Origin of the sequence: Pseudomonas sp. PsB (genome assembly GCF_043658375.1) — a bacterium.
In the GTDB taxonomy this organism is placed as follows: Bacteria; Pseudomonadota; Gammaproteobacteria; order Pseudomonadales; family Pseudomonadaceae; genus Aquipseudomonas; species Aquipseudomonas putida_Z.
In genome coordinates, this window is record NZ_JBIGLU010000056.1 from 1 (window position 1) to 20193 (window position 20193).

Here is a 20193-nt window from a genome sequence, read left to right on the forward strand (position 1 = left end):
GCTCCAGAAGGAAATCGGGAGCACAGCATCGGGCATCAGGTAAGCGCTTTGAATGTGGGGTTCATGGAGCACTTACGATCCTAGTAGCAGCTTCAGGCGTCTAGTTACATGCGATCACATAGCTACATGCACCGCCTGGGTTGAATGCACCTTTGTCATAGAAGCCACAGGTTACGATCCGATTGCTATCAGCGTAAGCGTAATTACCGCCAGCATAATCGGGTCTCGGGGCAGGGTGAGGGTTTGACGCATCGGAAGCCGACCAAGTACAGCTATCTTGGGTACTGCCGCTTGGAAGAGGGATTTGCTGGCCGTGGGTGATAAATCCAGTAAGAACCTTTCCACCGCCAGCTGAACGCCACACCCCGGATTGGCAAGAAGGTGTGAGGCACTGGCAGGTAAGGGGCGCGCCCAGGTTGTTTTTCGACTGGATGCCGATCTTCGGGCACGCCTGTCCTTCAACAGCGGTGCTCTCGATATCCAGATACTCCCCAACTGTCACACGTCCGTCCGCCTGCAGTGTCCCGCCGCGGATTTTTCCGCCTGTCAACAGGCCCTTGTCGTTAAGAACCCTGACCCAGTCTGCATCAGCTTGGTAGATGCCGCCCCCCCACTTCTCGTTCACCCACCCAGTGTCGTTCTGGCTTCTGAACCAGCCGTCCTTACTGGTGATGTCGCTCGTCGCGGTGACCGCGCGGGCATTGTTGATGTCGTTGCCACCCATATCGATCGCGGTGTTCATCCGGTTGTATTCAGGGTGGCCTGGGACAGCGTTGCGGTAGAGGTAGTCGTTGGCCAGCTCGCCGTCCATCAAGAAGAGCGCGCTCGCGGTATGTCCCTGCCCAGGGTTGATGCCGTAGTTGCTGAGCGCCACTTCCCATCCACCTCGCACACCCTGGATGACTCCGGGCTTGAGTGACGATATGAATCCGCCCGGCCCGCCAAGATGCTCAGCGATGGTCCGAATGCCGAGTTCCGGGATGACCTGGCCACCGGTGGTCACCACAATGGCCTCGAGCTGGTTAGCGTTGAGGCGCCTGGCCAGGCCGACGATGGTCTGGCCGAAGCTATTGGTCGAGCTGAAGCCCGCCGGCAGATATTTGGTGTTTTGCATCATGTCTACGGTGACCTGGACAGGCGTAGTCGGGCCAGCATTGCTGAGCACCACGGAGTAGTTGTCCTTGAGGTACTTGGCAAAAGCGTCAGCGACAGTCCGCTGGTGTTCCGCGGCGATCCGGTAGTCCTGCTGGTTGCCGTAATTGAGCATCCACCAACCCGCGAGAGACAGCATGATGCTCATCACTATCAGGCCGAACAGGCCATCAATGGTAAAAAATCCAGCCTGCCCGCGTTTACTGGCCATGCCAGAGACTCCTGTTCGATTGGGTGACGATGTCTTGCTCGATCATCTGAAGATGTCCGCTGCGGATCTTCTCGCGGATGGACGGCGCGTCATCCAGGGTCAGTGACAGCGTTTGGAGTGTGAGTCGCGGCTGTCCGTGGTCTGGACGGAGGAGGGTTTGGTGAATGACCACAGTCAGCCCCTGTGAGAGCACCTCCAGGGCATTCGGCATGATGGGCTCGGCAAGTACAGCCAGGCGCTGGATGGAGCTCCCGATGCTGCCGCCGTGCCCAGTGGAGAAAATGAGATGGCCATTGATGGATGCTTTGATGACTTCAGCGGCAGTGGCCGTGTCTCGAACTTCACCGACCAGGATGAGGTCAGCGCGAGTTCGAAGAGCGCGTATCAGCGTTTCTGAATAGCCGCCTTGCATACGGGAAACCGGCAACTGGATGCAGCGGCCAGAGCCATGTTCGCCTTGGAGGAGCGTTTCCGGCGGGTCTTCTACAGTCAGGCCCAGGCCGCCGCGTGATGTCAGGCGGGCCTTCACCGCCGAGGCAGCACTGCTGGTCTTGCCGGTGCCCATCTCACCAGCGAAGTACACCAGGCCCCGGGTTTCTTCGGCGAGCAGGCACTCGTAAATATGGTCCGGTAACCCAAGATCCTCGAGAGGGATGATGGTTGCTCTTGACCGATTCAGCACAAAAAACGGCTTAGTGAAGACGTCCAGGTTGTACGTCACTCGCAAGAGCACGCGATCCTCTAACACGAGGGCGAATTCAGGCTCACGTGTTGTCTCGTACTGATGCAGACACCGCGCCCTCAGTTCCTGGATCTCGGTCAACCACTCCGGAGGAGCGGCGGCCTTGCGGGGCTGACCTGCCAGCCCCTTCACATCGGCAAAATCATGGCCAAGATAGAGGTCCACGAACTCAGCATCTGCAATCAAGCTCACGCTGGCAGCCTTCAGTAAGTAGTCCAGGAGATCGAGTTCATTTCGTTGGAGCAGCTTGTTGTAGCGGCGGCGGGAAGGACCTCGCCACTGGTTGCCGAGCCACCATTGATGGCGGTGGTGGTCTGCTTGTCCTTGGCGATCTTGGTGGTCAGCGTGATGCAAGCCGCTTTGGGGACGTTGCTCTCGGAGAGGGTGAAGGTCATGCCATTGCTCACAAGCGTGACGGCGCCGTTCCACTGGTTGGTCAGGGTGGTGCCCGAAACGCCCATTGAGCCGGTTCCGTCGATAGCGATCAGCGAAGGCACGAGATTAGTCCCCGATGTGCCATATCCAGAAGATCCCTTCAGCTTTTTGGCGTTGGTGATGATGGTGGTGATGTTGCTTTGCTCTACAGCGGCATCGGAACTCCCCAGCATCTTGTAGCCGATCCAGGCGATGAAACCTAAGGCGATGGTAATGAGCATGATCCACATCACGCCGTCGATGGACAGGAAGCCACGTTGGTTTTTTGGGGTAGAGAGTGTCATTGGTTGCCTCTGGGCTGTGTGCTTAGTGTTGGATTGAGTCCATCAGGCCTATGGCCAGCTGGAAGATGCCGACCATCACGAAGATCATGAGCAGGCCCATGATTACTGCGGATAGGGCTGTAAGGGACTTCGAGACCGTTTCCACCCGCTTGAGCATTTGCTCGAGCCAGCGATTGGCGAACCTCTCCATCGATGCGGCGAAACTTTGGCGTGTGGCCAAGACCTGCAGGAAATGGATGGCCATCGGATCCGGGAACTGGTGCCCGGCTAATTTGAGTGCTGTACCGAAGTCTTTACCCGAACTGACGCCGTAGTTGATGGCGTCGATCCTTTCTCGCAGCCAGGGAGAGGCGCTCCGGCTGAGAATGCTGAGCGCACTCAGTTGGCCCACCCCGGCGCGGAGCATCACTGACATGTTCAGCAGGAAGATTGAGCCGTGCAGGACTTTGTAGATTGACCAGGGGGGAATGCCTTCGAGCCGCAGCCTGGTGGTCTGCAGTAGCAAGCTGAGCTGCGTTTTCCAAACCGGGCTGTTCGGTCGAACCTGCAGGCCGCAGAAGTATGGGAGGGTCACGAACGAGACGACGACCAGGGTCAGCACGACTGCAACGATCAGAAGTCCGTAGTTCGTGACTACCTTGGAAATTACATAGAGCAGACTTGGGATGCCGGTCCACAGCTCTGGATCTTGCCGCTGAGCCATCGACGGCACCATCCAGGTGGCGATGACATACAGCAGCGCCCCCATGAGGCTCCAGGTAATCGATGGAAGCGCTACGACGGAGACAACCAGGCGAGAAATGCGTTGGCGGGCCTCGATGAGCCGAACGCAGTCCCGGAAAGCCTCCACAAGGTTGCCGGTTTTCTCCCCGGTATCGACCAGGGAAGCCTCGTCATATGGCAAATGGCTCCTGCAGGCGTCGGCGAGAGATTTTCCTCCCCGCACTAGCATCGCCACCTGACCACAAATGACTGACACGGGATGCATCGTTTTACCGTCATTGCTGAACGCCTTGGCAACGGTCTCCAGTGCTTCTTCGATCGGGATACCGTCCTCCAGGACGCCCATCAGGCTCTCGTAGAACTGGATTCGCTCGTTCTTCCCAAACTGCTTTGCATAGAAGGTGACCGCCCAGCCCTGGGCGGCCTCCCGTACACCTGTCCAGAAGTCCTGAAGCAATTCAAACATCGGATTGCTCCATCAGCTGCCTGTCGAAGTCGAGCGGCCCAGCGAAGAGCTCGGCATCGCGTGGGTCTACTATCCCGCTGGTGACTTTCATGATCCCGTGGGCGATCTTGGTGATGCCACCCATCTCGTTGACCCAGTACCTGCGCGCAGCGCTTGCACCGCGCTTGGTGAACGTATCCATGAGCTTGACGTTGGTCAGCAAGGTTTCGGCGATAACGGTGCGATCGACGACCCCAAGGTTCCTGCACTTGCTACAACCTTCACCGACCAGATTGACTTGGTCGACGATCTGCAGCTGCTTCAGCCGGGCGAAGAGATCCTTGCTGATGCCGTGGTTATGCTCACGCAGCGGGATGCGGCAAGCAGGGCAGAGCACCGGCACTAATGACTGGTTAGCGATCCCAGTGGTCAGCAGTGGATCGGTGACCAGGTAATCAGCCACGCCCATGTCAATCAGGCGCTGGATGGTGGCGATCACGTTGTTCGTGTGCAGGGTTGACCAGCTCTGGTGACCAGTCATGGCGCCGGTGTACGCCGCCTGGGCTGACGCCAGGTCGCGCAACTCACCGTACATGAGGACATCTGGGTCAAGCCGTACGGCATTGGTAATACCGTCACCCCAAGTCTCGCCGGCGTAAATCGGTGACTGGTTAGCCTTGAGCGGATACTCAGGGGGATGCTCGAGCGTGAGGATGTGCCTGGAGCCACCAGTCTCGTCATACAGCGCGTTGAGATTGACCTGCAGGGTCTTGGATTTTCCGGATCCTGTTGGGCCAGTAATCAGGTTAAGTCCGTAAGGCAGGCTCCGCAGTCTTCTGAAGTGCTCGATCTGCTGAGGCAGGAAGCCGAGCTCTTCGAAGCTCTGCTTGGAGGTATCGTCGTACAGCAGACGCATCACCATCAGCGGGCCATCCACCAGCGGCCGGGTTGCAACCCGAGCGCCGTACAAGCCCAGTTGGTCGACAAACTTACGGCTGACGCGGGCATCCTGAGCGATGTGGGGCTGGTAGTAATCGCCAGAAACATCGCACATGCTGTTGTACAGAGCAGCGCAGAATTCACGCCCTACGTCGCTCTTTTCCTGGCGTACCTCCTGAAGGACCCCATACAGCCGATACTTGATCCGGGTGACATCGTGCGAAACGACGATGTGAACATCACTGGCGCCGCGCCGGTGGGCGTCCCCCATGAACTCCACCACCTGGGCTTGGCGCTGGGTTTCGACAAGTGCCTTCATGCCCCTCGACGCCGAGGCTTGATACAGCGTCTTGATCTCAGTCATCGAGGCTAAGACCACTTCGTAGTCAATGCCTTTGTGCTCAAGCTGGTCCATGAATGCCATCACGTAGGGGTCACTGACGTGTTGGGGAGAGATGTACAGCTTCCCATCGGCGGTCATGGCCAGGACCTGGCGCAAGTCTTCCTTAATCGCATGAGGGCCGCCTGGGGCGGTCAGTACCGCCACTGGCAACGGCGCCAAAGTCAGTTCGGCAGGCTCAAGATCGACGGGCTCTGCGGATAGCTCGGTCATGGTCAATACTCCTCAGGGTTGGCCGGGCAGGAGGCCGGGGAGGCTCTGTTGTGGCTGAGATACCACCCGGTTACCGAATCCAAGTGGGTATCGCTTTCCCTCCTTGGTCAGCACGACCCCATCGAGCGTGATCTGTTGGACCCGGAAACCGTTCGGCAGCTCGCTGCCAGGCTTGGCGTCAAGCTCGCTGCCGTCGCTGTAGATCAGGCTTGCCCGTAATTTCTGTCCGGAGCCGCTGATTTCTTTCACCACCGGCAATGCCGATTGGCGCGGCCCTGAGGATGTAGCCGTCATGGCGGGAGTGAGCCCGACAGTAGGAAACTGCGTCACTGGCTGGGGGGGGCTAGGTAGTGTGCCGTTTGCCTCGAGCTCTGCCTTCGCGCGTTCGGCTTTTGCCTTGAACAAGATGGTTTCGCTCTGCACCTTGCCGAGCTCGCCGACGCTGATGGCTGAGAGATCTGTCGCTGTCTGTGCTCCGGCAATTGGCATCCAGAGCGTGAGCAGGATCAGGCTGAAGTTATTTCGCATACAGGACTCCTGTGACTGACCAGATCAGGTGGTCGGCCTTGTATTCGGTCTTGATCTCCTGCAGGCGCAGCCCTTGGGTTGGAGCGCCATTGAAGGAGTCGTAGGGCAGCACGCCAGAGGTGTACGACAGCTGGTACTGCTGCCACTGGGGAGGCGGCGGCGGAGGTGGCGTGGGTTGACCTGGCAGAGCAGGTTCCTGAGGCGTAACAACGGGGATCGGTTGCAACTGCGGTTCCTGAGAGAAACCATGGAACCAACTGGTCAAATTCTCCAGAGCATCTCTGGCCTCAATGAGGGCGTCGTCACCGGCAGCATCAAGGGAAATGTCGAATTTCAGCAGCCCGGTCTTACCCTGATTGATGAACTCCGGGCGGATAGAGAAGAGTTCTGCGACAGCCATCGTGAACTCGTGAGCGGTGCTGTTACCTGCGCGTTCGTAGGTCGCAATAACCTGTGAACTGTTGCACTTTGCCTCCATGAAGGGCCAGCCGCGGATACTCAGCGGCAATCGGTTCATGAACCTGCTGCAGGCCTCAACGAAATCGGTGACCGAGGGCTGTTTCGCCCAGGGGTGCTCCAGCGCCTGGATGGGTTGTTCCGTGCCTGTTTGCCTCTGCAGCTCGGCCAGCTCCTCGAGGCGTTTCTTCTCCGCCTCGATGGCAGCTTGACGCGCGATCTCTGCCTGATGGGATTTCCATTGTGACCAGGCCAGTAGCCCTCCACCGATCAAGAGGGCCACCAGGAGCAACTGAGCCAGCTCAGGCTTGGACATACCGAACACGAGTGGACGCAGCCGGTATTCACGCTTGAGCCGGGACGGCTGGAGCAGCTCATCGATGTCGATGAGGTCGCCGCCCATGCCAAACTCGGTTGGTAAGAACTCTCGCTCAAACTGGATGCCGCGACTGCGTTGCTGCAACACCCGTTTACGGACTTCCGATGCCGTGGCAATCAGGTCGCAACCCGGGATGATCCTGCCCTCATGGACAGCGACGATGGCATAGCGATCTTGATCGGCGTCGACGGCCCAGGCAGCAATCCATGAATCACCGAGCTGGCCAGCCAAGGTCGCAGCCAGCGAGTACATGCCTTTGTGAACGTCAGCGGAGCGGGAAACAAAGCCCGCCTGGATCATGAGCGACGTTCTTCGGATAGCCACGATGTCCAGGCCGTGCTCATGGCCATACTGACGGGCTTCCTTCATGTAGCTGGTCATGTTGCCCAGGGGCGTCCAGAGCATGCCAGTGACGAAGACACGCCCCCGGTGCTGGATGGTCTGCACCCGGCTCGAAGGTTTGTGTGTATCGGTGTTCATGAGCGCCGCCACTTACAGGTTGTCCGGGAGGACGATTGGTGTCACCAGTACCACCAGGGCGCTGTGGGACGTCGAGCGGGTTCGCCCACCGCCCAAGCCAAAGAAGCTAGGACTGCCAACGCCGGATTTACGGGCGTCATCCCCGTTCTCGTCGAACCCAGTCAGAATCAGTGTCTCACCGCTGCGCAGACGGACCTTGGGCGCCACGTTCTTGGTGTCGTAGTCCGTGGTCTGGACCTTGGAGTCGTTGCTCTCGAAGTCCTTGAAGATTGGCTTGCTGCTGATGCTGAGGGTGATCATCAGCAGCATGTTTTCTTTGTCCAGGAGCTTGGGCAGCAGCATCATGTTGAAGCCACTGGTGATCGTCGCCGGTGTCAGTGCGGTGCTGGAACCGACGGAAGCGGTGGTGGTGGTCGAGCTGGAGGCGACATAGCTTTGGACGTTGCCGATCTGGATCGGTGCCGGCTGCAGGTTCAGCGTGGTCACCGATGGCGAGCGCACTTCGGAGACGCGCCCCTGTTCTGACAGGGCTTGCACGACGGCCTTGGAGCCTGCCCACGGAGAGCTGGACGTATCCAGAATGCTGCCGCTGGCAGAGATCGCCTCGGAACTGATGCCGGCGACGGTGTTGCTCAGGCCGAAACCCCATTTCCCGGAGATGGACTTGTAGACAGCGCTCCAGTTGACAGCCGTCTGGTCGCTGTCGCTGAAGTTAACCTCGTAGACCTTGACGTTGAACAGCACCTGTCGAGTGATGCTGCGGTTGGTATCTTTCAGGTAGGCCGAAATTCGATTCAGCACCTCCGGCCGGTCGCTGACGGTGAGCGTGCCGGTAGAGCGAGAGAGATACAGCCGCCCTGGAGGCTGCATGCTGAGCATGGCCTTGACGTTGCTCTCGATGTCGCTCATCAGTGAGGTTTTGTACGTCGACTTGGTGCTCTGGTTGCTGCCGGATTCACCCGTGGCTCCCCCCGAAGATGTCGAAGAGCCCGAGTCGCCGTTGCCGGTGGAGGTCAGCAGGCCCGACTTGACGGTACTCTCGATCTCCAACTCGTCGCCGAATGTCCAGACGTCGAAGGTGCGGGTGTCGAAGTAGGTAATGCGCACGCCCTGCAGCTCAGGGTCGAAGTGCCACGACAGCCCCAGGCGTGAGGTGGCCTGGTTAAGCAGCCCGGAGGTTTTGCCGTTGTAGTTCAGGCCGGAGATCAGTCCTCCGCTGCCGAGGCCCAAGTCGAATGAGCTTGCGCTGCCAGGCATTGCCCCCGCCATGCCATTTGGCAGAAGACCCGCTAGGCTGTCTGGATCAGGTACAGCCTGAGCGGCGCCGCGAGCGGTAGTGCCGGCAGACTTCGAGGAGAGGATCCCGGGGTTCAATGCGTCAGGCGCTACAATGACCTGCAGCCCGGTTTCCTTGGTGATCAGCTGAGCCACGTCGGTGATCGACACTGGGCCTGCAGGCCGATAGGCAATGTCACGGTCCAGGCTGAACGGGAGCCCGCGCCTGGTCACCAGCGGCTCAGTGGAAACCCAGGGCTTGTTGCTGAAAACGACCGTGTCGCGGTTTTGTTGTGGCTGCTGGTTCTGCAGGAACTTGGTGTACTGGCCAGCCGTGCGGCCCTGGAACTCTGCTCGGTCGAACGACTCATTAACCCGTTGCACGGCACAGCTGCTCAGCAGGGCCAAGGCGATCGGGGTCAATGCCCAGCGGACCCAAGAAAACTTGTTCATTTCTTCTTCCTCTCAGCGACGTACAAGACGCTCTGGGAGCCTTCGCTACCGTCGACGACGAAGGATCGCGGGGCATTGTCGTAGAGCGGGAACAGCTGCTTAATGGCTTCCTGGAACGGGCCTTCGAAGTGCAGCGGTGCCTCGATCGGATAGTTGAGGTCTTCCTGGGCCCAGATCACCCGCCACCGGGCTTTTTTGGCCCATTCTTCAACGGTATCGCGCAGGGTTGATCCAACTTCGGCCGTCCATACTTGGGGCAGCGGCCGGGGTGGTGTGGCGGGCTTGACCTCGATGGCCGGGGCCACCACTGCTGTAGTGGTCACGGCAGCCGCTGGCTTGGATGCTGCAAGTTGGTTGGGCGCATTCGGTGCTGGGGACGCAGGTGTCGAAGGTTTAGCCGCGGTGGTTACCATCGCAGCCGGGATAGAGCCATCCTTGGCGGGTGCCATTGGGGGGAGCGCGGGAGCCACTGCCGCTGGGGCTGCGACAGCGGGTGTAGTCGTGGAGATGGGGGCGGGAGTAGGCACTGCGGCGACGACTACGCCTGGCGTCGAGGCTGGTGTGGCGGGGCTGGTTCCAGGAGCCCGCGCTTTGTCGGCGTAGAGTTGGCCTGCCGGCGTCGACGGGGTTGGCAATTGGTAACCGGGGCGAAGCACGAAGCACACCTGACGGTTCACCTCATCGACTTTCACCTGCCAGGCCGGGCCCGCGAGGACCTGCAGGGTGTTTCGCAGAGTCATTGGGCCGAGCTTGTACTGGGCTGCTGGCAGAGGTCGGGTGTACAGGATGTTGACGTGTTGCGAGCTGGGCGGGCAGAGGGCGTAACCTGACCGGTCGACCACGTAGAGCATGGCGTCCCGAACGCTGGGGTTCATGCTCGATGGGATGGTCACGTCGATGATCTGTGCCATCAGGTCGCGCTGGCTCGCGTCGGGTTGGGTGCTCACCAAGGTGTAGCGGCCATACCGAACGACGGGTTCCTTCTCCGGACTTGCTCCGTTCGGGTAGATGTCCGGAGACAGCCATTCGGGATTGCGGCTGCTATCGAACGCCGGCTTCGGCGGCTGCTCAGCCTTCTGAATCGCACAACCCGCAACGAGTGCGGCGAGCGAGAGAGTGGTCAACTGCCTGATCATGAGGCCCCCTGTAGTCATTGAAGGCAACGGTGACAGCCGATAGCTTTCCGCGCAGCTGGAAATCAATATCTCGCAGGACCAGATTTTTCCGGTGGGCTGATGAGTTCGTGCAACGGGTTGTCTTGGGTGCCCTCGGCAGCGGCCAGGGGGGCATGATTTTCTTGGCGTAAGGCTGATCGGCCTATCGCTGAGAGTATCTCTTGGCCTAAAGTGCATTTCATCACCGCCCAGGTCGGCGATCATGTCCGCTTCAATACCAAATTAAAAAAGATAACCATGAAAGAAACACTAGGTAGGTTGTATTTGTGGCAAATAGCACTGGCTAGGGTTTTGGATCTCCTGGCGCTTATGCAACGAGTAGACCGCTTCTGCAGAACTGGAAGGCCAAAAAATATTACTGAGCTGTATGATCAGGAACGTCGCAGATTAAAAACTGGTCTGCGACTTGAGGGCGAGGCATTAGATAGTTTTGAATCAGAGCATGGCTCCTTGTTTCCTGATGTTCACGATGTTCACCTTATTGATGAATTAATCACAGAAGAAATCATTATAAAGTTGTGCACTATTTTTAATTCTGGTTGGGGTAAACCCGGGGTTATTGCGGGAAATAAGAAATCGTTTTGGGAGCCGATTGTCGCTGAGGTGATTTCTGAGGCCTTCTCAGGTGACGTTAAAGTCAAGTTTTATGAGTTTCTAGAGGCCGCGAAGGGATACAGAGACAAGCATGGTGCCCACTTTGATCACGAAAGCTTCAACATGACTCATGGGGACAAAGAAATCGGTGAGGATGGGGTTATCTACAGCGTAGGATGGACCAGCGCCTTACTGACTTTTGATTGGGTTTTTGTGAATGAGACCCTGCCAGTATTTGCTAAGGCGTTGAACTCCTATATCGCCAAGTTACAGAGAGACGCCGGTATAATCTGATGGCCCATGTTTGGCAGCAATGCATCGGCCTGTTTTCCAAGGATTTAGGTTGGTAGTAGTCATTGGGTTCACGTTGAAAGGGTTAAGTTTCGGAGCTATATCATTCATGAGCTCAAACTGTGATTCCCAAGCGATCCTACTTATTGGATAGTCGCTGCAAGCATTGCCTTGGCCAGCGCGTCCTGCTGCTCTTCCGGCTCAATGAGCTCCAAGCTGACTTGGCGCTTCGCTAAGAGCATCTGCCAGAGCTGCTGATCGATGCTGTTCTCCACGAGGGGGATCTTCACGATCACCGTCCTGAGCTGACCATTCCGGTACGCCCGGTCCTCGGCCTGATCCTGTTGTCCGGGTGTCCAGGGCAGGCCCAGGAAGAAGACGTAGTTGGCGGCCGTGAGGTTGTTGCCGGTACCGGCGGCTTGGGTGGTGCAGATGAAAGCCCTGCAGTCGGGGTCGCCCTGGAACTTGTCGATCGCCTTCTGGCGTTTGGTGAGTGTGTCACTGCCGACCAGGGTGACGTTCCCGATACCGGCTGCATCGCACAGCTCCTTGAGGCGCGCGACGGTGGGTTTGAACTCGCAGAACAGGATGACCTTGTCTTCGGGGTCCAGCTCGCCCAGCAGGTCCATAGCGACTCTGACCTTCACCTGTTCCAGGTAATGGCGAAGCGCGCCGAGCCTGGCAAAGATGGGCCTGTCCTCGAGGCGAATGCTGTCGTACTTCTTCCGCTCCTCCACCCCCATCGCCACGGGCAGCAACTGCCGGTGCTTACCCTTGAGCCCGGGCAGAACGTCTTTGCGCCGGCGAAGCATCCAGTCGCCCAGTTCTGCCCGGAGGTTTTGCCGGAACTCTGGGCTGCCGGCGAAGCGTTCGCAGAAATCGCTGAGGGGCAACTGGCCGACCGGGTGCCCCGATAGACGTAGCAGGGTGTGCAGCTCTGTCTCGCGATTGAGGACAGGCGTGCCTGTCAGCAGATAGCGATTCGGCACCTTGGCTGCGATATCGAAGCCATGGCGTGTACGCTCGGCAGTCGGCTCCTTCAACTGGTGCGCCTCGTCGACCACTAGAACGTGGTAATGCTCAGCCAGCAGCACGTAGTCGCCGAGACGCTCGTAATTGATCAGCATCCATTGGACCAGCGGGTCGTGCTTCTGCACAGCGACTGTCGCGTCGGGGTAGACCGCCAGGATTTCGCGCTGCCAGTTGATCAGCAACGAGGAAAGGGTCACCACCAGGATCGGGCGACCGGCTGCACTGATATGCGCCGCGATAATGGCCTGGCGCGTCTTGCCGAGGCCCATATCATCAGCCAGCAGTGCGCTGGTGCGCTGGAGCAGGTGAGCGATGCCAGCAGGCTGGTGATCGAGCAGGGAATAGCCGACCAGGGCCTGGGCGATCGTGGCATCTGAGAACTCGGTGCGTTCAATCGGCGAGACGGCAGCGAGGTAGATGTCGTTGGAGCTCTCCTCACCGCTGGCGGCTGTCGAGGGTTCCTGAGGAGCACCGCCCAGGCTGATGCGTGGAATGTCTGCTGCTGGAACCACAGAGCCATCGCCCAGGAGCTCCTGTACCACGTCCAGGATCTCGAACTGCTCCTCCACAAGACCGAGCTCCAGGACCAGGTTGCTGCGCAGGATTTCGGCGGTGGCGTTGACTCGCCACGAGCTGGATTTGCCCAGGAACACTCCCCGCATCCGGCGGGCCACTGCAACTACTCCAGGATGATAATCTCCGGACAGCAGCACACCGCCGTCGGCGAGCGGGGCAATTCGCAGTAGCATTCCCGAGATGAACGCGTCCCGGCGTGGGTTGGCCAGCGCGCTCTCGATCTTCTGGCGGAAGGCCTGCCATGACTCAGTGACCTTGCCACCGGCCAGCTCGATCAGCTGGTGGTACACCAGGTCCAGCTCGTCGATGAGCTTGGCCTTGGGCACGCGCCAGTAGCGGCAGAGCGGGTGATCACTGCGGCGAATGAAGAACCCGCTCCGTGCGAACATGACCTTGTTTGCGCCTTCAATGTAAGGCATGAGGATGCCCATGTCGTAGCCGTCGAATACGGCGGCTTCGAGCAACACTGGTTGGCTATTGAGGAGGCGTGGCCGTTTCAATTGGCGTCCGCGCTCTTGGACTTCATCGGCACAGTCTGGTCCAGGTGGTAGGCAGGCACCCATCGGGTTAAGAGTACTGAGCCATGAAGCGACCCTCCCTGGCCACTGATTACGTACGCCGCAGGCTCTGAGCCCTTCGGCACACGTCTGCGTTCCTGCTTCCAGTACCCAGCGGTTTTGATGTCGTCAGGTTGTAACGGCCAGCACGACTCGCCTGGCCGGGATTCATAATGAGGGACCTTCGGATTGTCCGCCTGCTCGGCCTTCAACCGGTCAATGACTTTCTTGGAACGGGCCACAAGCACCTCCGGGAGGATGAGTAGTCAACTCGTCATCATTCAAGGTGCGCCTACCCGCACCCGTAAGAGCGAGCAGATTGGCAGTTGGGGGAAACCTGCTACAGGAGAAATGGATTACCGCCTTCGAAACATTTCGCCTACATGCCCCTGGGCTTGGTCATATCAGGTTTGTCGCCCACTGTGGGGTAGCTCACGCGGCAGTTGTTCGCTTTGAACCCGGTGCATCCCCAGAAGTCGTAACCGCCATCGCCGCGCTTCTGTCGGCGCGCGAGAGGCATCCCGCACTTGCCGCAGGAGTAGCCGTCCTGGGCGCCCGATGAGGATTCAGGCGACCGCGCCTTCATCGCCACTGTGGGCGCCTGTCGGAGGCTTTCCAGCTCACTCTGGAGGTGCTCGTAGAACTTGGCGACCACAGGGCCGTACCTATCCTCACCGCGGGCGATTCGATCCAAGTCCTTCTCCAGCGTGCTCGTGAAAGCCAGCTCGAGGAAGCTGAATCGGCCTTCCAGCTGGGCGACGGTAGCCTCTCCCAGCGGTCCTGGTACCAGCTTGCGCTTTTCCTCGACGACCAGGCCCTTGCTGGTGATGTTTTTAACGATCGCGGAGAAGGTGCTGGGCCTGCCAATCCCACGACGCTCCAGTTCCTTGATCAAGCTGGCCTTAGTAAAGCGCCCTGGCGGTTTGGTCTTCTGGTTCAACACCTCGCCCTGGAGTACGTTGAGGATCTGCTTAGGTTGCAGCGCCGGCACTGGATTTTTGGGCAGGTCGGTCGACTCCTCATCCGTGTCGTCTTGCTGCAGGAGCTTCATCCAGCCGAGATAGGCTACCGAGCTACCCGTCGCAGCGAAGCGCAGCGGCCTTTGATCCGGCCCCTTGGCCAGCAACTTTGCGGTACGCACGTCGTAGATGGCATCGGCGAGCTGGCTGGCCAGTGCGCGGATCCGAATGAGCTTGTACAGCGCCTGTTCATCGGAAGACTCTCCCGCAACCTCATCATCCCAAGCGGTTGGCGCGATCGCAGGGTGACCTTCCTGTGCGCTGTCTGCTGCCTTGAACGTCCGGCGTTCGTCTACAACGTCGAGCCCCTGGCGTCGTGCGACAGCCTGGATGTCAGGCATGGCCTCATCGGCCAGGTTGGGGTTGTCCGTCCGGTGGTATGTGATGACACCCTGCTCGTACAGGCGTTGCGCAATCTGCATCGTCTTGTCGGGGTCCCACTTCAACGCCACGCTGGCGGCTTGCTGCAAAGTGGACGAAATGAACGGTGCGGGCGGCGGACGCCGCTTCTTGCCGTCTTCGCACGATTCCACGATAACTGCACGGGTGGCGGCGACCCGGGCGGCGAGCGTGCCGTCCTGGACGTAAGGGTGTTCTTTGCTGGCAAAATCCGGCACCGGCTGCCATGCGGCAGTCCAGGCCAAGCTGGAAGCTTCGTCCCTGAAGGTCAGTTCTGCGCCGAAGTGGTGGATGACCTTGAAGTTGCGGATCTCCCGTTCGCGCAGTACAACCAGGTAGAGCGCAGGTGACTGTACACGGCCCGCAGACGTGGGTTGCCCCATGACTCGGCGCAGCTCCTGAGTGACGGGGTAGCCCACCAAGCGGTCGAGCACCCTACGGCACTGTTGTGAAGCAACGAGCTGGCCGTCGATCTTGCGGGGGTTAGCCAAACCCTCCCGCACACGATTCTGTGTGATTTCATTGAAGGTGACGCGCTTGTACTCGCTGATGCGCAGCGCCTGCTGAATGTGCCAGGCGATGCTTTCACCTTCGCGATCCGGGTCAGTGGCAATATAAACCTCGGTGGCGTCCTTTAGCGCCTTGCGGATCGTGCTGACGTTGCGGGCACTCTTGGGCAGCATCTCGTACACCGGCCGGAGGTTCTTGAGCACCCCAGTGGTGATCATCGTCTCGTCCATCCCCTTTTCAGGGAGGTCTCGGATGTGGCCACCAGTGGCTACAACCGTCCATTGCTCGCCAGGCCGGATCTTCTTCATCATGGGCCCTAGCTTCTTCAGCTTGCCCGGTGCCTCGATGATCATGAGTTTCATAAGGTGACCCTGAACAGTTCGAACAGAGCGCACTCTTGCCGCCGGCCGGAGGCGGCACAACGCGAAATGGTCAACTGAAAGGGCGGGAATTCGTTGGGATTGCTTTTATGAATTGCGTGATGAGGAGTGGTGCAATTTAGTCTCCTTGATCAGATTCCAAAGAGCTTCCTGGGGAATCCAGCTTCTGGAAGCCCAAGTGAGGAGAATTGGCAACCAGGCAAGGAGGGCTTAGAGTCGAGTAGATCTGCGACCTGTTTTATCCAGCTTGAACTTGGCCCCAAGCGTTGAACAAGCAGCCAGATGACGCTGATTAGCCCGAATATTCGAGATCGGGCATTTTGGTCAAGCGCCAGGTTTTGAAAATAAGGGTTGTCAAGAACGGAGAGCGGGTTGGCCGCTACTTGGTTCCAAATACGAGTATGATGTGCGCACCTGTTGCGCAAGGTATTTATCTCTCGTAGCCACTGAGTTAGCACGTGGGTATCACTAATACCTAGTCGAGCCGCAATGCGATTTTGATGGTTGCCTTTGAGGATTTCGAAGTATTTCGATAGTGTACCAAAATCCCATGCCTCCACAGCTACCCAGAACGGAATAGCTTTGTGCGCGCGTCTATGCCATTCAATGGAGTCTTCTTGGCTACGATCCAACAGATTTTTTTGGCGTTTTTGCCACTCTAACCAAGTATTTCGTTTTTGGTTAGTTTTGCGGTCATTCCAGTCTTCGGTCTGTTTAGGGCGAATGAACTGCGAGTCCGTATACGCCATTGGTGAGTGGTAGCCAACCTCGTGAGCAATTACAGTCCTGACCTGGATCTCAATCCGTTCAATCGCGTCAAGCATGAGTTGTCTAAGTTTCTTATCAAAAAGATAAAGATCGACGGCGTCATTGAAGGTTGTGTCAGGTAGAAAATTGCTTTTTCTACGCGGTTTGCGTGTTACTTGGCAGATAAGGACATTCTGTTGCTCGTCCCTATCAAAGTCGCGCGCGGGCTGCCAGTAACCACTGAGCCGATAATAGCCGATCTGTGAAATCTTCCGTTCTGCTCGGTTGGGGTCAGGTACGAGCATGCCTCTGGTAATCAGTAGCTCAACCAGTTCGGAATAATTTTTGAATGGCTTAGGAGGGGCTAGCTGCTGCAACATCCATGTTCCAGATAAAAGAAGGCCCAAACATAATACTGGACAAAGCCAGCACCAGAGGTTCAGGCGCGATTGGGCGGTGATTCTAGGGAGAAGGCGGAGGGGTGTCAAGACAAAATCAGCAGGTTGGCTGTGAAGGCCACCGCAAGCTGGAGGCTGTAAGAGCAAGAGGTCAGAGGCTGAGGATGAGCTGCTGGGCTCGATTGTACCCTTTAAGCCAAGAGGCCAACATGGCGGGGTGCTTGTAGGGACAAGCATACACGGGCAGCCCTTTCTCGGCGGCTTCCACTCCGGCAGCCTCCACCGCAGGATGGGGGTTGTTGAACTGGCGCCTATCCGCTTTTCGCTCCTGGGCCACTACATGCTGCATCGAATGCTCCTCATCAGTGCCCCTGCACCTGCCGGGCAGATCACGCCTCAAACATTCTTGATACCGGAAGCCTCGCGACAAGGCGCTTTTTTCGACTCCAGTAGCTAATTTTTAAACACGTTAGCAGCTGTAGGGTGGAGATGCCTTCAGGAAATGGTAATTTGCCAATGCGACGATTTCAACCGCCTCCTGACCTGGGCAAGCGCTGCTTGCAGCGCCCCTTCGGCCACGACTTGCCGTCCTGGTTGCGGGAGCTTCCCGAGGCGCGCGACCCTGGGCAGTAGGTTCTGGCCGCCAGGAGTTGTGTGGCATCTGACGCCAAGTGTCGAGTGGGCGGTCGCGTCGATCTGTTCTGGCTCCCAGAAACTTCACGAATGGCGGCGGAAAAATTAGGCCCCACACCAATGCCCGTGTGCCAGACCTAGTGGGGAATCATGCTTGAGCGGTAGAGTGCCGACCAAGCCAGCAGCGTCGCGCTGGGGTCCTCCAATGCGGCACGAACCATCACCTCAGCGTGTTGGCCTGTGATGTCGCAAACTGCCTGCCCAAGTCGCAGGAGCTCAGCCGTCACTCCTGCATCCCGGGCCTTGGTCGCAAACTGATACTCCTCGGCCTGCCCATACTCAAAGGTGGCCTTGAACTGGGAGCGAAGCATTTCGATGGCCTTCACCTCAGCCTCGGGCAGGAGGATGGTTTCGCCGTCGCAAAAGACCTGGGGAACGCCTTCGAGAGCATGTACGGCTTCCATGTAGCGCGAGGAGTCTACCGTCGCTTTGACGGATGGATATTCCGGGTAGTCGTGGTGCACGGGACGTTACCTCGAAGCGGAAATAGGTGGCGAGGCGCTGTCCTTGTCATCGGCAACTTCACGAACGGCGCCTGAAAAATGCCTGCCAAGATGTAGTTGGGTTTCTACGGCGAAGCTTCATCGAAGGGAGGGGTAGCTCGTAGTGACATCCTTGTCACCAGGAGCTTCGCGATGTGGCGCGCCAAATTAAGGGGGGGCTACAGAGGGATGTCGTCGTCAAAGCCTTCGCCGTAGTGGCGCATGTCCTCGGGGCTCGGCTGAGGCACGTTTTGAGCCTGGCCACCGCTGGTCTGACTGCGCGCCTGACCCTGCGGTTGGTTGGTCGGACGCTGACCGCCGCCGCCGCCAGACAGAGATACGTGCTCGATGCGATGTGGAAGAATCGCGATCCGGCTGGCTTCGACCTTGAGCGCAGACACCTCCTGGCCACTTTGTTTATCCGTCCAGCTGTCCATGATCGCGCGGCCAATCACCACAACGCGCATGCCCTTCTGGAACAGCGCTGCGAACCGCTCGGCATCCTGGTGCCACCATTCGACGTTGGCCCAGAAGCCACCACGATCCTTGTAGCCACCCTGGCCATCAGGGATCGAGTTGTCGAACATCACATTGAGTCGCAGCATGTGCCGCGGATCTTTGTTGCCGTTGGCGAACGACCGGTGCTCGGCAGCGTTGCCGACGTTGCCTTCCCAAACTACTGGTGTACCCATGGTGTATCTCCGTTCAGTGTTGAGGTGGGTTCATGACCTGCTGCAGTCGAGCCTGATATTCGGCCTCGGCCTGCCCCATTTTTTCTGCGCACTCGGCGGCCTGTTTGCCGATTGAGTGGATGAGGCTGATCTGCATGTTCAGGGTGATTCGGTGTTGCTCCAGGGCAAACAGGTCCTGCAGCAAGTGGGTTGGTGTTTTGGGGGCGTGGATCATCTGGGCCCATACGCCGACACCCATGCGCCGACCTTGCACGCTTTGCCAGCGAAGAAAGGTTGTGCCAGCCGCTGTGTTTTGCTCGATGAGCCTGACGGGCAGCAGGGCGAATGGATGTTGACGGACCTGGGCCAGCACTTCCTGGGTAATGGCGCGCAACCCTGCCTCCAGCGATGCGCAATGCTCCGCCAACTGGATCAGCTCCCCCTTACCTTTAAAGGGCTTTAAAAGGCCTTTTAGTGAGGCACTCTGTTGCAGCGCCTGATAGGCACCCTGTTGCAGCGGTTTGAAGGCACCCTGTTGCAGGGCCTCCATGGGTTGGGGGTCCAAACGCATCAGGATCAGGCCTCGCCTTCGAGATCGTCATCCAGATCCTCGACCGGGTCTGCGGAACCACGGCGGATGGGCGGGGCAAAGTTCGACCTGCGGGTGCCTTCCAGGATGTCCTGGGGGATGTCGCCGTAGCGCTTGTACATCTCGCGCGCGTTTTCAGCCCGTGCATTGTTGGCGGCGAAGTCGTCACGCGATGCACCGGAGAATCGATGGAGCTGGGCCAGTCCAAAAAGACTGCGCAGCAGGTGAGCACCCTCGTCTATCCAGATCTCGCCATCGCGGCGGCCGATCATGGCGACGTGCTGAGCCAGCAGGATGCGGCGGACGACTTCGTCGTATTGAGTCAGTAGATGGACGCCCTTGAAGCCCAGCGGGTTGGAAATGAAGAGTGGCAGCTTCAGCGGTTGAATGGAGAGGTTCTCACCGATTTCGAGCGCCTTGGGCAACTGGGCCATCACTTCATCCAGGCGGCTGTCGATGGCCTTCAGGGCATCGTCCACTTCCTGAATCTTCTCTTCGATCCTGATCATCCACCAGTCCGAGTATGGGTCGTCCTGGGCCGCTCCACGGTCGATCTGGTTGATCTTGAGGCAGAAGCCCGCCAGCCCGAGGATGCTGTGTTTGTCATCGGTCTTCTGGCGGCCCAGCCAGATTCGGGCAGCATGGTGGGTGTGGAGAGTCAGCTGGACCTGGCTCCTGAGGGAGCCGATGTTGAGCTGATAGTTGTCAGCCATGGACATGGTTTCCTTATATAAGGTGGGTGAACGATGTCCATGCTGCTTTTAGGCTGTTGGGCGCGCAGTAATAAATGAAGAACCCGGGGTGCTGGATTTGTCATAGTCGGCGCACACCATCCTGGTGTTGCGGGCCGCAACACTCCCAGGTGGTGCCGGTGACAACACTCGATCGGGCTCACGGCGGTGCCGGTGCCGGTGAATGATGCGGGCCGCATCACTGTCAGGTGGTTCCAGTGGAACCACTCGACC

At 58.6% G+C, this 20193-nt stretch carries 18 protein-coding genes; 1 reads left to right on the forward strand and 17 read right to left on the reverse strand.

Translation table 11 applies throughout. The features are described from left to right. Window positions 1-100: 100 nt before the first annotated feature. From pilV to ACGLHT_RS28650, 9 genes are read right to left on the reverse strand one after another with little or no spacing between them, the layout of a single operon-like run. Window positions 101-1363, reverse strand: coding sequence for a shufflon system plasmid conjugative transfer pilus tip adhesin PilV (gene pilV / locus ACGLHT_RS28610; RefSeq protein ID WP_023628937.1), 1263 nt, complete (start codon window positions 1361-1363; stop codon window positions 101-103). Continuing rightward, entirely contained in the window at window positions 1353-2297 is a 945-nt protein-coding gene (locus tag ACGLHT_RS28615; protein WP_023628938.1) for an ATPase, T2SS/T4P/T4SS family, read from the reverse strand. The genes pilV and ACGLHT_RS28615 overlap by 11 nt, the downstream gene beginning before the upstream one ends. A gap of 11 nt (window positions 2298-2308) precedes the next feature. Next, window positions 2309-2824: a type 4 pilus major pilin gene (locus ACGLHT_RS28620; protein WP_023628939.1), complete on the reverse strand. Its 516-nt coding sequence runs from the start codon at window positions 2822-2824 to the stop codon at window positions 2309-2311. Window positions 2825-2846: 22 nt separating this feature from the next. Beyond that, the gene (locus ACGLHT_RS28625) at window positions 2847-4013 is read right to left on the reverse strand and encodes a type II secretion system F family protein (protein ID WP_023628940.1); all 1167 of its coding nucleotides are present in this window, start codon (window positions 4011-4013) and stop codon (window positions 2847-2849) included. Next, a complete protein-coding gene (locus ACGLHT_RS28630; protein WP_023628941.1) occupies window positions 4006-5544 on the reverse strand; it encodes a GspE/PulE family protein in 1539 nt (512 codons plus the stop codon). The genes ACGLHT_RS28625 and ACGLHT_RS28630 overlap by 8 nt, the downstream gene beginning before the upstream one ends. A 12-nt stretch (window positions 5545-5556) precedes the next feature. Then, the gene (gene pilP / locus ACGLHT_RS28635) at window positions 5557-6072 is read right to left on the reverse strand and encodes a type IV pilus biogenesis protein PilP (RefSeq protein WP_023628942.1); all 516 of its coding nucleotides are present in this window, start codon (window positions 6070-6072) and stop codon (window positions 5557-5559) included. Then, window positions 6062-7387, reverse strand: coding sequence for a type 4b pilus protein PilO2 (gene pilO2, locus ACGLHT_RS28640; RefSeq protein ID WP_028692969.1), 1326 nt, complete (start codon window positions 7385-7387; stop codon window positions 6062-6064). Before pilO2 ends, pilP begins: the two co-directional genes overlap by 11 nt. 12 nt (window positions 7388-7399) lie before the next feature. Next, window positions 7400-9115 (reverse strand): PilN family type IVB pilus formation outer membrane protein, encoded by a 1716-nt coding sequence (locus ACGLHT_RS28645; RefSeq protein ID WP_023628786.1) that lies wholly within the window; start codon window positions 9113-9115, stop codon window positions 7400-7402. Continuing rightward, entirely contained in the window at window positions 9112-10251 is a 1140-nt protein-coding gene (locus ACGLHT_RS28650; RefSeq protein WP_038707446.1) for a TcpQ domain-containing protein, read from the reverse strand. Before ACGLHT_RS28650 ends, ACGLHT_RS28645 begins: the two co-directional genes overlap by 4 nt. A gap of 276 nt (window positions 10252-10527) precedes the next feature. On the opposite strand from ACGLHT_RS28650, the gene ACGLHT_RS28655 reads away from it, so the two are divergent. Beyond that, window positions 10528-11178 (forward strand): hypothetical protein, encoded by a 651-nt coding sequence (locus tag ACGLHT_RS28655; RefSeq protein WP_023628785.1) that lies wholly within the window; start codon window positions 10528-10530, stop codon window positions 11176-11178. Between the two features lie 140 nt (window positions 11179-11318). On the opposite strand, the gene ACGLHT_RS28660 is transcribed toward ACGLHT_RS28655, so the two are convergent. From ACGLHT_RS28660 to ACGLHT_RS28695, 8 genes are all read right to left on the reverse strand, one after another. Beyond that, window positions 11319-13283, reverse strand: coding sequence for a DEAD/DEAH box helicase (locus ACGLHT_RS28660; RefSeq protein ID WP_023628784.1), 1965 nt, complete (start codon window positions 13281-13283; stop codon window positions 11319-11321). 436 nt (window positions 13284-13719) lie between these two features. Further along, complete coding sequence (gene topA, locus ACGLHT_RS28665; RefSeq protein ID WP_023628782.1) at window positions 13720-15630, reverse strand: type I DNA topoisomerase; 1911 nt, start codon at window positions 15628-15630, stop codon at window positions 13720-13722. A gap of 149 nt (window positions 15631-15779) precedes the next feature. Then, complete coding sequence (locus ACGLHT_RS28670) at window positions 15780-16775, reverse strand: Abi family protein (RefSeq protein ID WP_023628781.1); 996 nt, start codon at window positions 16773-16775, stop codon at window positions 15780-15782. Window positions 16776-16944: 169 nt separating this feature from the next. Continuing rightward, complete coding sequence (locus ACGLHT_RS28675) at window positions 16945-17142, reverse strand: CrpP family ICE-associated protein (RefSeq protein ID WP_023628780.1); 198 nt, start codon at window positions 17140-17142, stop codon at window positions 16945-16947. Between the two features lie 421 nt (window positions 17143-17563). Next, a complete protein-coding gene (locus ACGLHT_RS28680; protein WP_023628779.1) occupies window positions 17564-17950 on the reverse strand; it encodes a hypothetical protein in 387 nt (128 codons plus the stop codon). A 197-nt stretch (window positions 17951-18147) separates the two neighbouring features. Then, a complete protein-coding gene (locus ACGLHT_RS28685) occupies window positions 18148-18660 on the reverse strand; it encodes a single-stranded DNA-binding protein (RefSeq protein ID WP_023628778.1) in 513 nt (170 codons plus the stop codon). A 13-nt stretch (window positions 18661-18673) separates the two neighbouring features. Next, window positions 18674-19189, reverse strand: a complete 516-nt coding sequence (locus tag ACGLHT_RS28690) for a DUF3158 family protein (RefSeq protein WP_230852995.1) — start codon at window positions 19187-19189, stop codon at window positions 18674-18676. Between the two features lie 26 nt (window positions 19190-19215). Then, complete coding sequence (locus tag ACGLHT_RS28695; protein ID WP_023628776.1) at window positions 19216-19941, reverse strand: PFL_4669 family integrating conjugative element protein; 726 nt, start codon at window positions 19939-19941, stop codon at window positions 19216-19218. Window positions 19942-20193 lie beyond the last annotated feature (252 nt).

Bases quoted from the DNA above. Each gene is read 5' to 3' on its own strand.
- pilV (WP_023628937.1), bottom strand. From the start codon at position 1,363: ATGGCCAGTAAACGCGGGCAGGCTGGATTTTTTACCATTGATGGCCTG.
- ACGLHT_RS28620 (WP_023628939.1), bottom strand. From the start codon at position 2,824: ATGACACTCTCTACCCCAAAAAACCAACGTGGCTTCCTGTCCATCGAC.
- ACGLHT_RS28625 (WP_023628940.1), bottom strand. From the start codon at position 4,013: ATGTTTGAATTGCTTCAGGACTTCTGGACAGGTGTACGGGAGGCCGCC.
- ACGLHT_RS28630 (WP_023628941.1), bottom strand. From the start codon at position 5,544: ATGACCGAGCTATCCGCAGAGCCCGTCGATCTTGAGCCTGCCGAACTG.
- pilP (WP_023628942.1), bottom strand. From the start codon at position 6,072: ATGCGAAATAACTTCAGCCTGATCCTGCTCACGCTCTGGATGCCAATT.
- pilO2 (WP_028692969.1), bottom strand. From the start codon at position 7,387: ATGAACACCGATACACACAAACCTTCGAGCCGGGTGCAGACCATCCAG.
- ACGLHT_RS28645 (WP_023628786.1), bottom strand. From the start codon at position 9,115: ATGAACAAGTTTTCTTGGGTCCGCTGGGCATTGACCCCGATCGCCTTG.
- ACGLHT_RS28650 (WP_038707446.1), bottom strand. From the start codon at position 10,251: ATGATCAGGCAGTTGACCACTCTCTCGCTCGCCGCACTCGTTGCGGGT.
- ACGLHT_RS28655 (WP_023628785.1), top strand. From the start codon at position 10,528: ATGAAAGAAACACTAGGTAGGTTGTATTTGTGGCAAATAGCACTGGCT.
- topA (WP_023628782.1), bottom strand. From the start codon at position 15,630: ATGAAACTCATGATCATCGAGGCACCGGGCAAGCTGAAGAAGCTAGGG.
- ACGLHT_RS28670 (WP_023628781.1), bottom strand. From the start codon at position 16,775: ATGTTGCAGCAGCTAGCCCCTCCTAAGCCATTCAAAAATTATTCCGAA.
- ACGLHT_RS28675 (WP_023628780.1), bottom strand. From the start codon at position 17,142: ATGCAGCATGTAGTGGCCCAGGAGCGAAAAGCGGATAGGCGCCAGTTC.
- ACGLHT_RS28685 (WP_023628778.1), bottom strand. From the start codon at position 18,660: ATGGGTACACCAGTAGTTTGGGAAGGCAACGTCGGCAACGCTGCCGAG.
- ACGLHT_RS28690 (WP_230852995.1), bottom strand. From the start codon at position 19,189: ATGGAGGCCCTGCAACAGGGTGCCTTCAAACCGCTGCAACAGGGTGCC.
- ACGLHT_RS28695 (WP_023628776.1), bottom strand. From the start codon at position 19,941: ATGGCTGACAACTATCAGCTCAACATCGGCTCCCTCAGGAGCCAGGTC.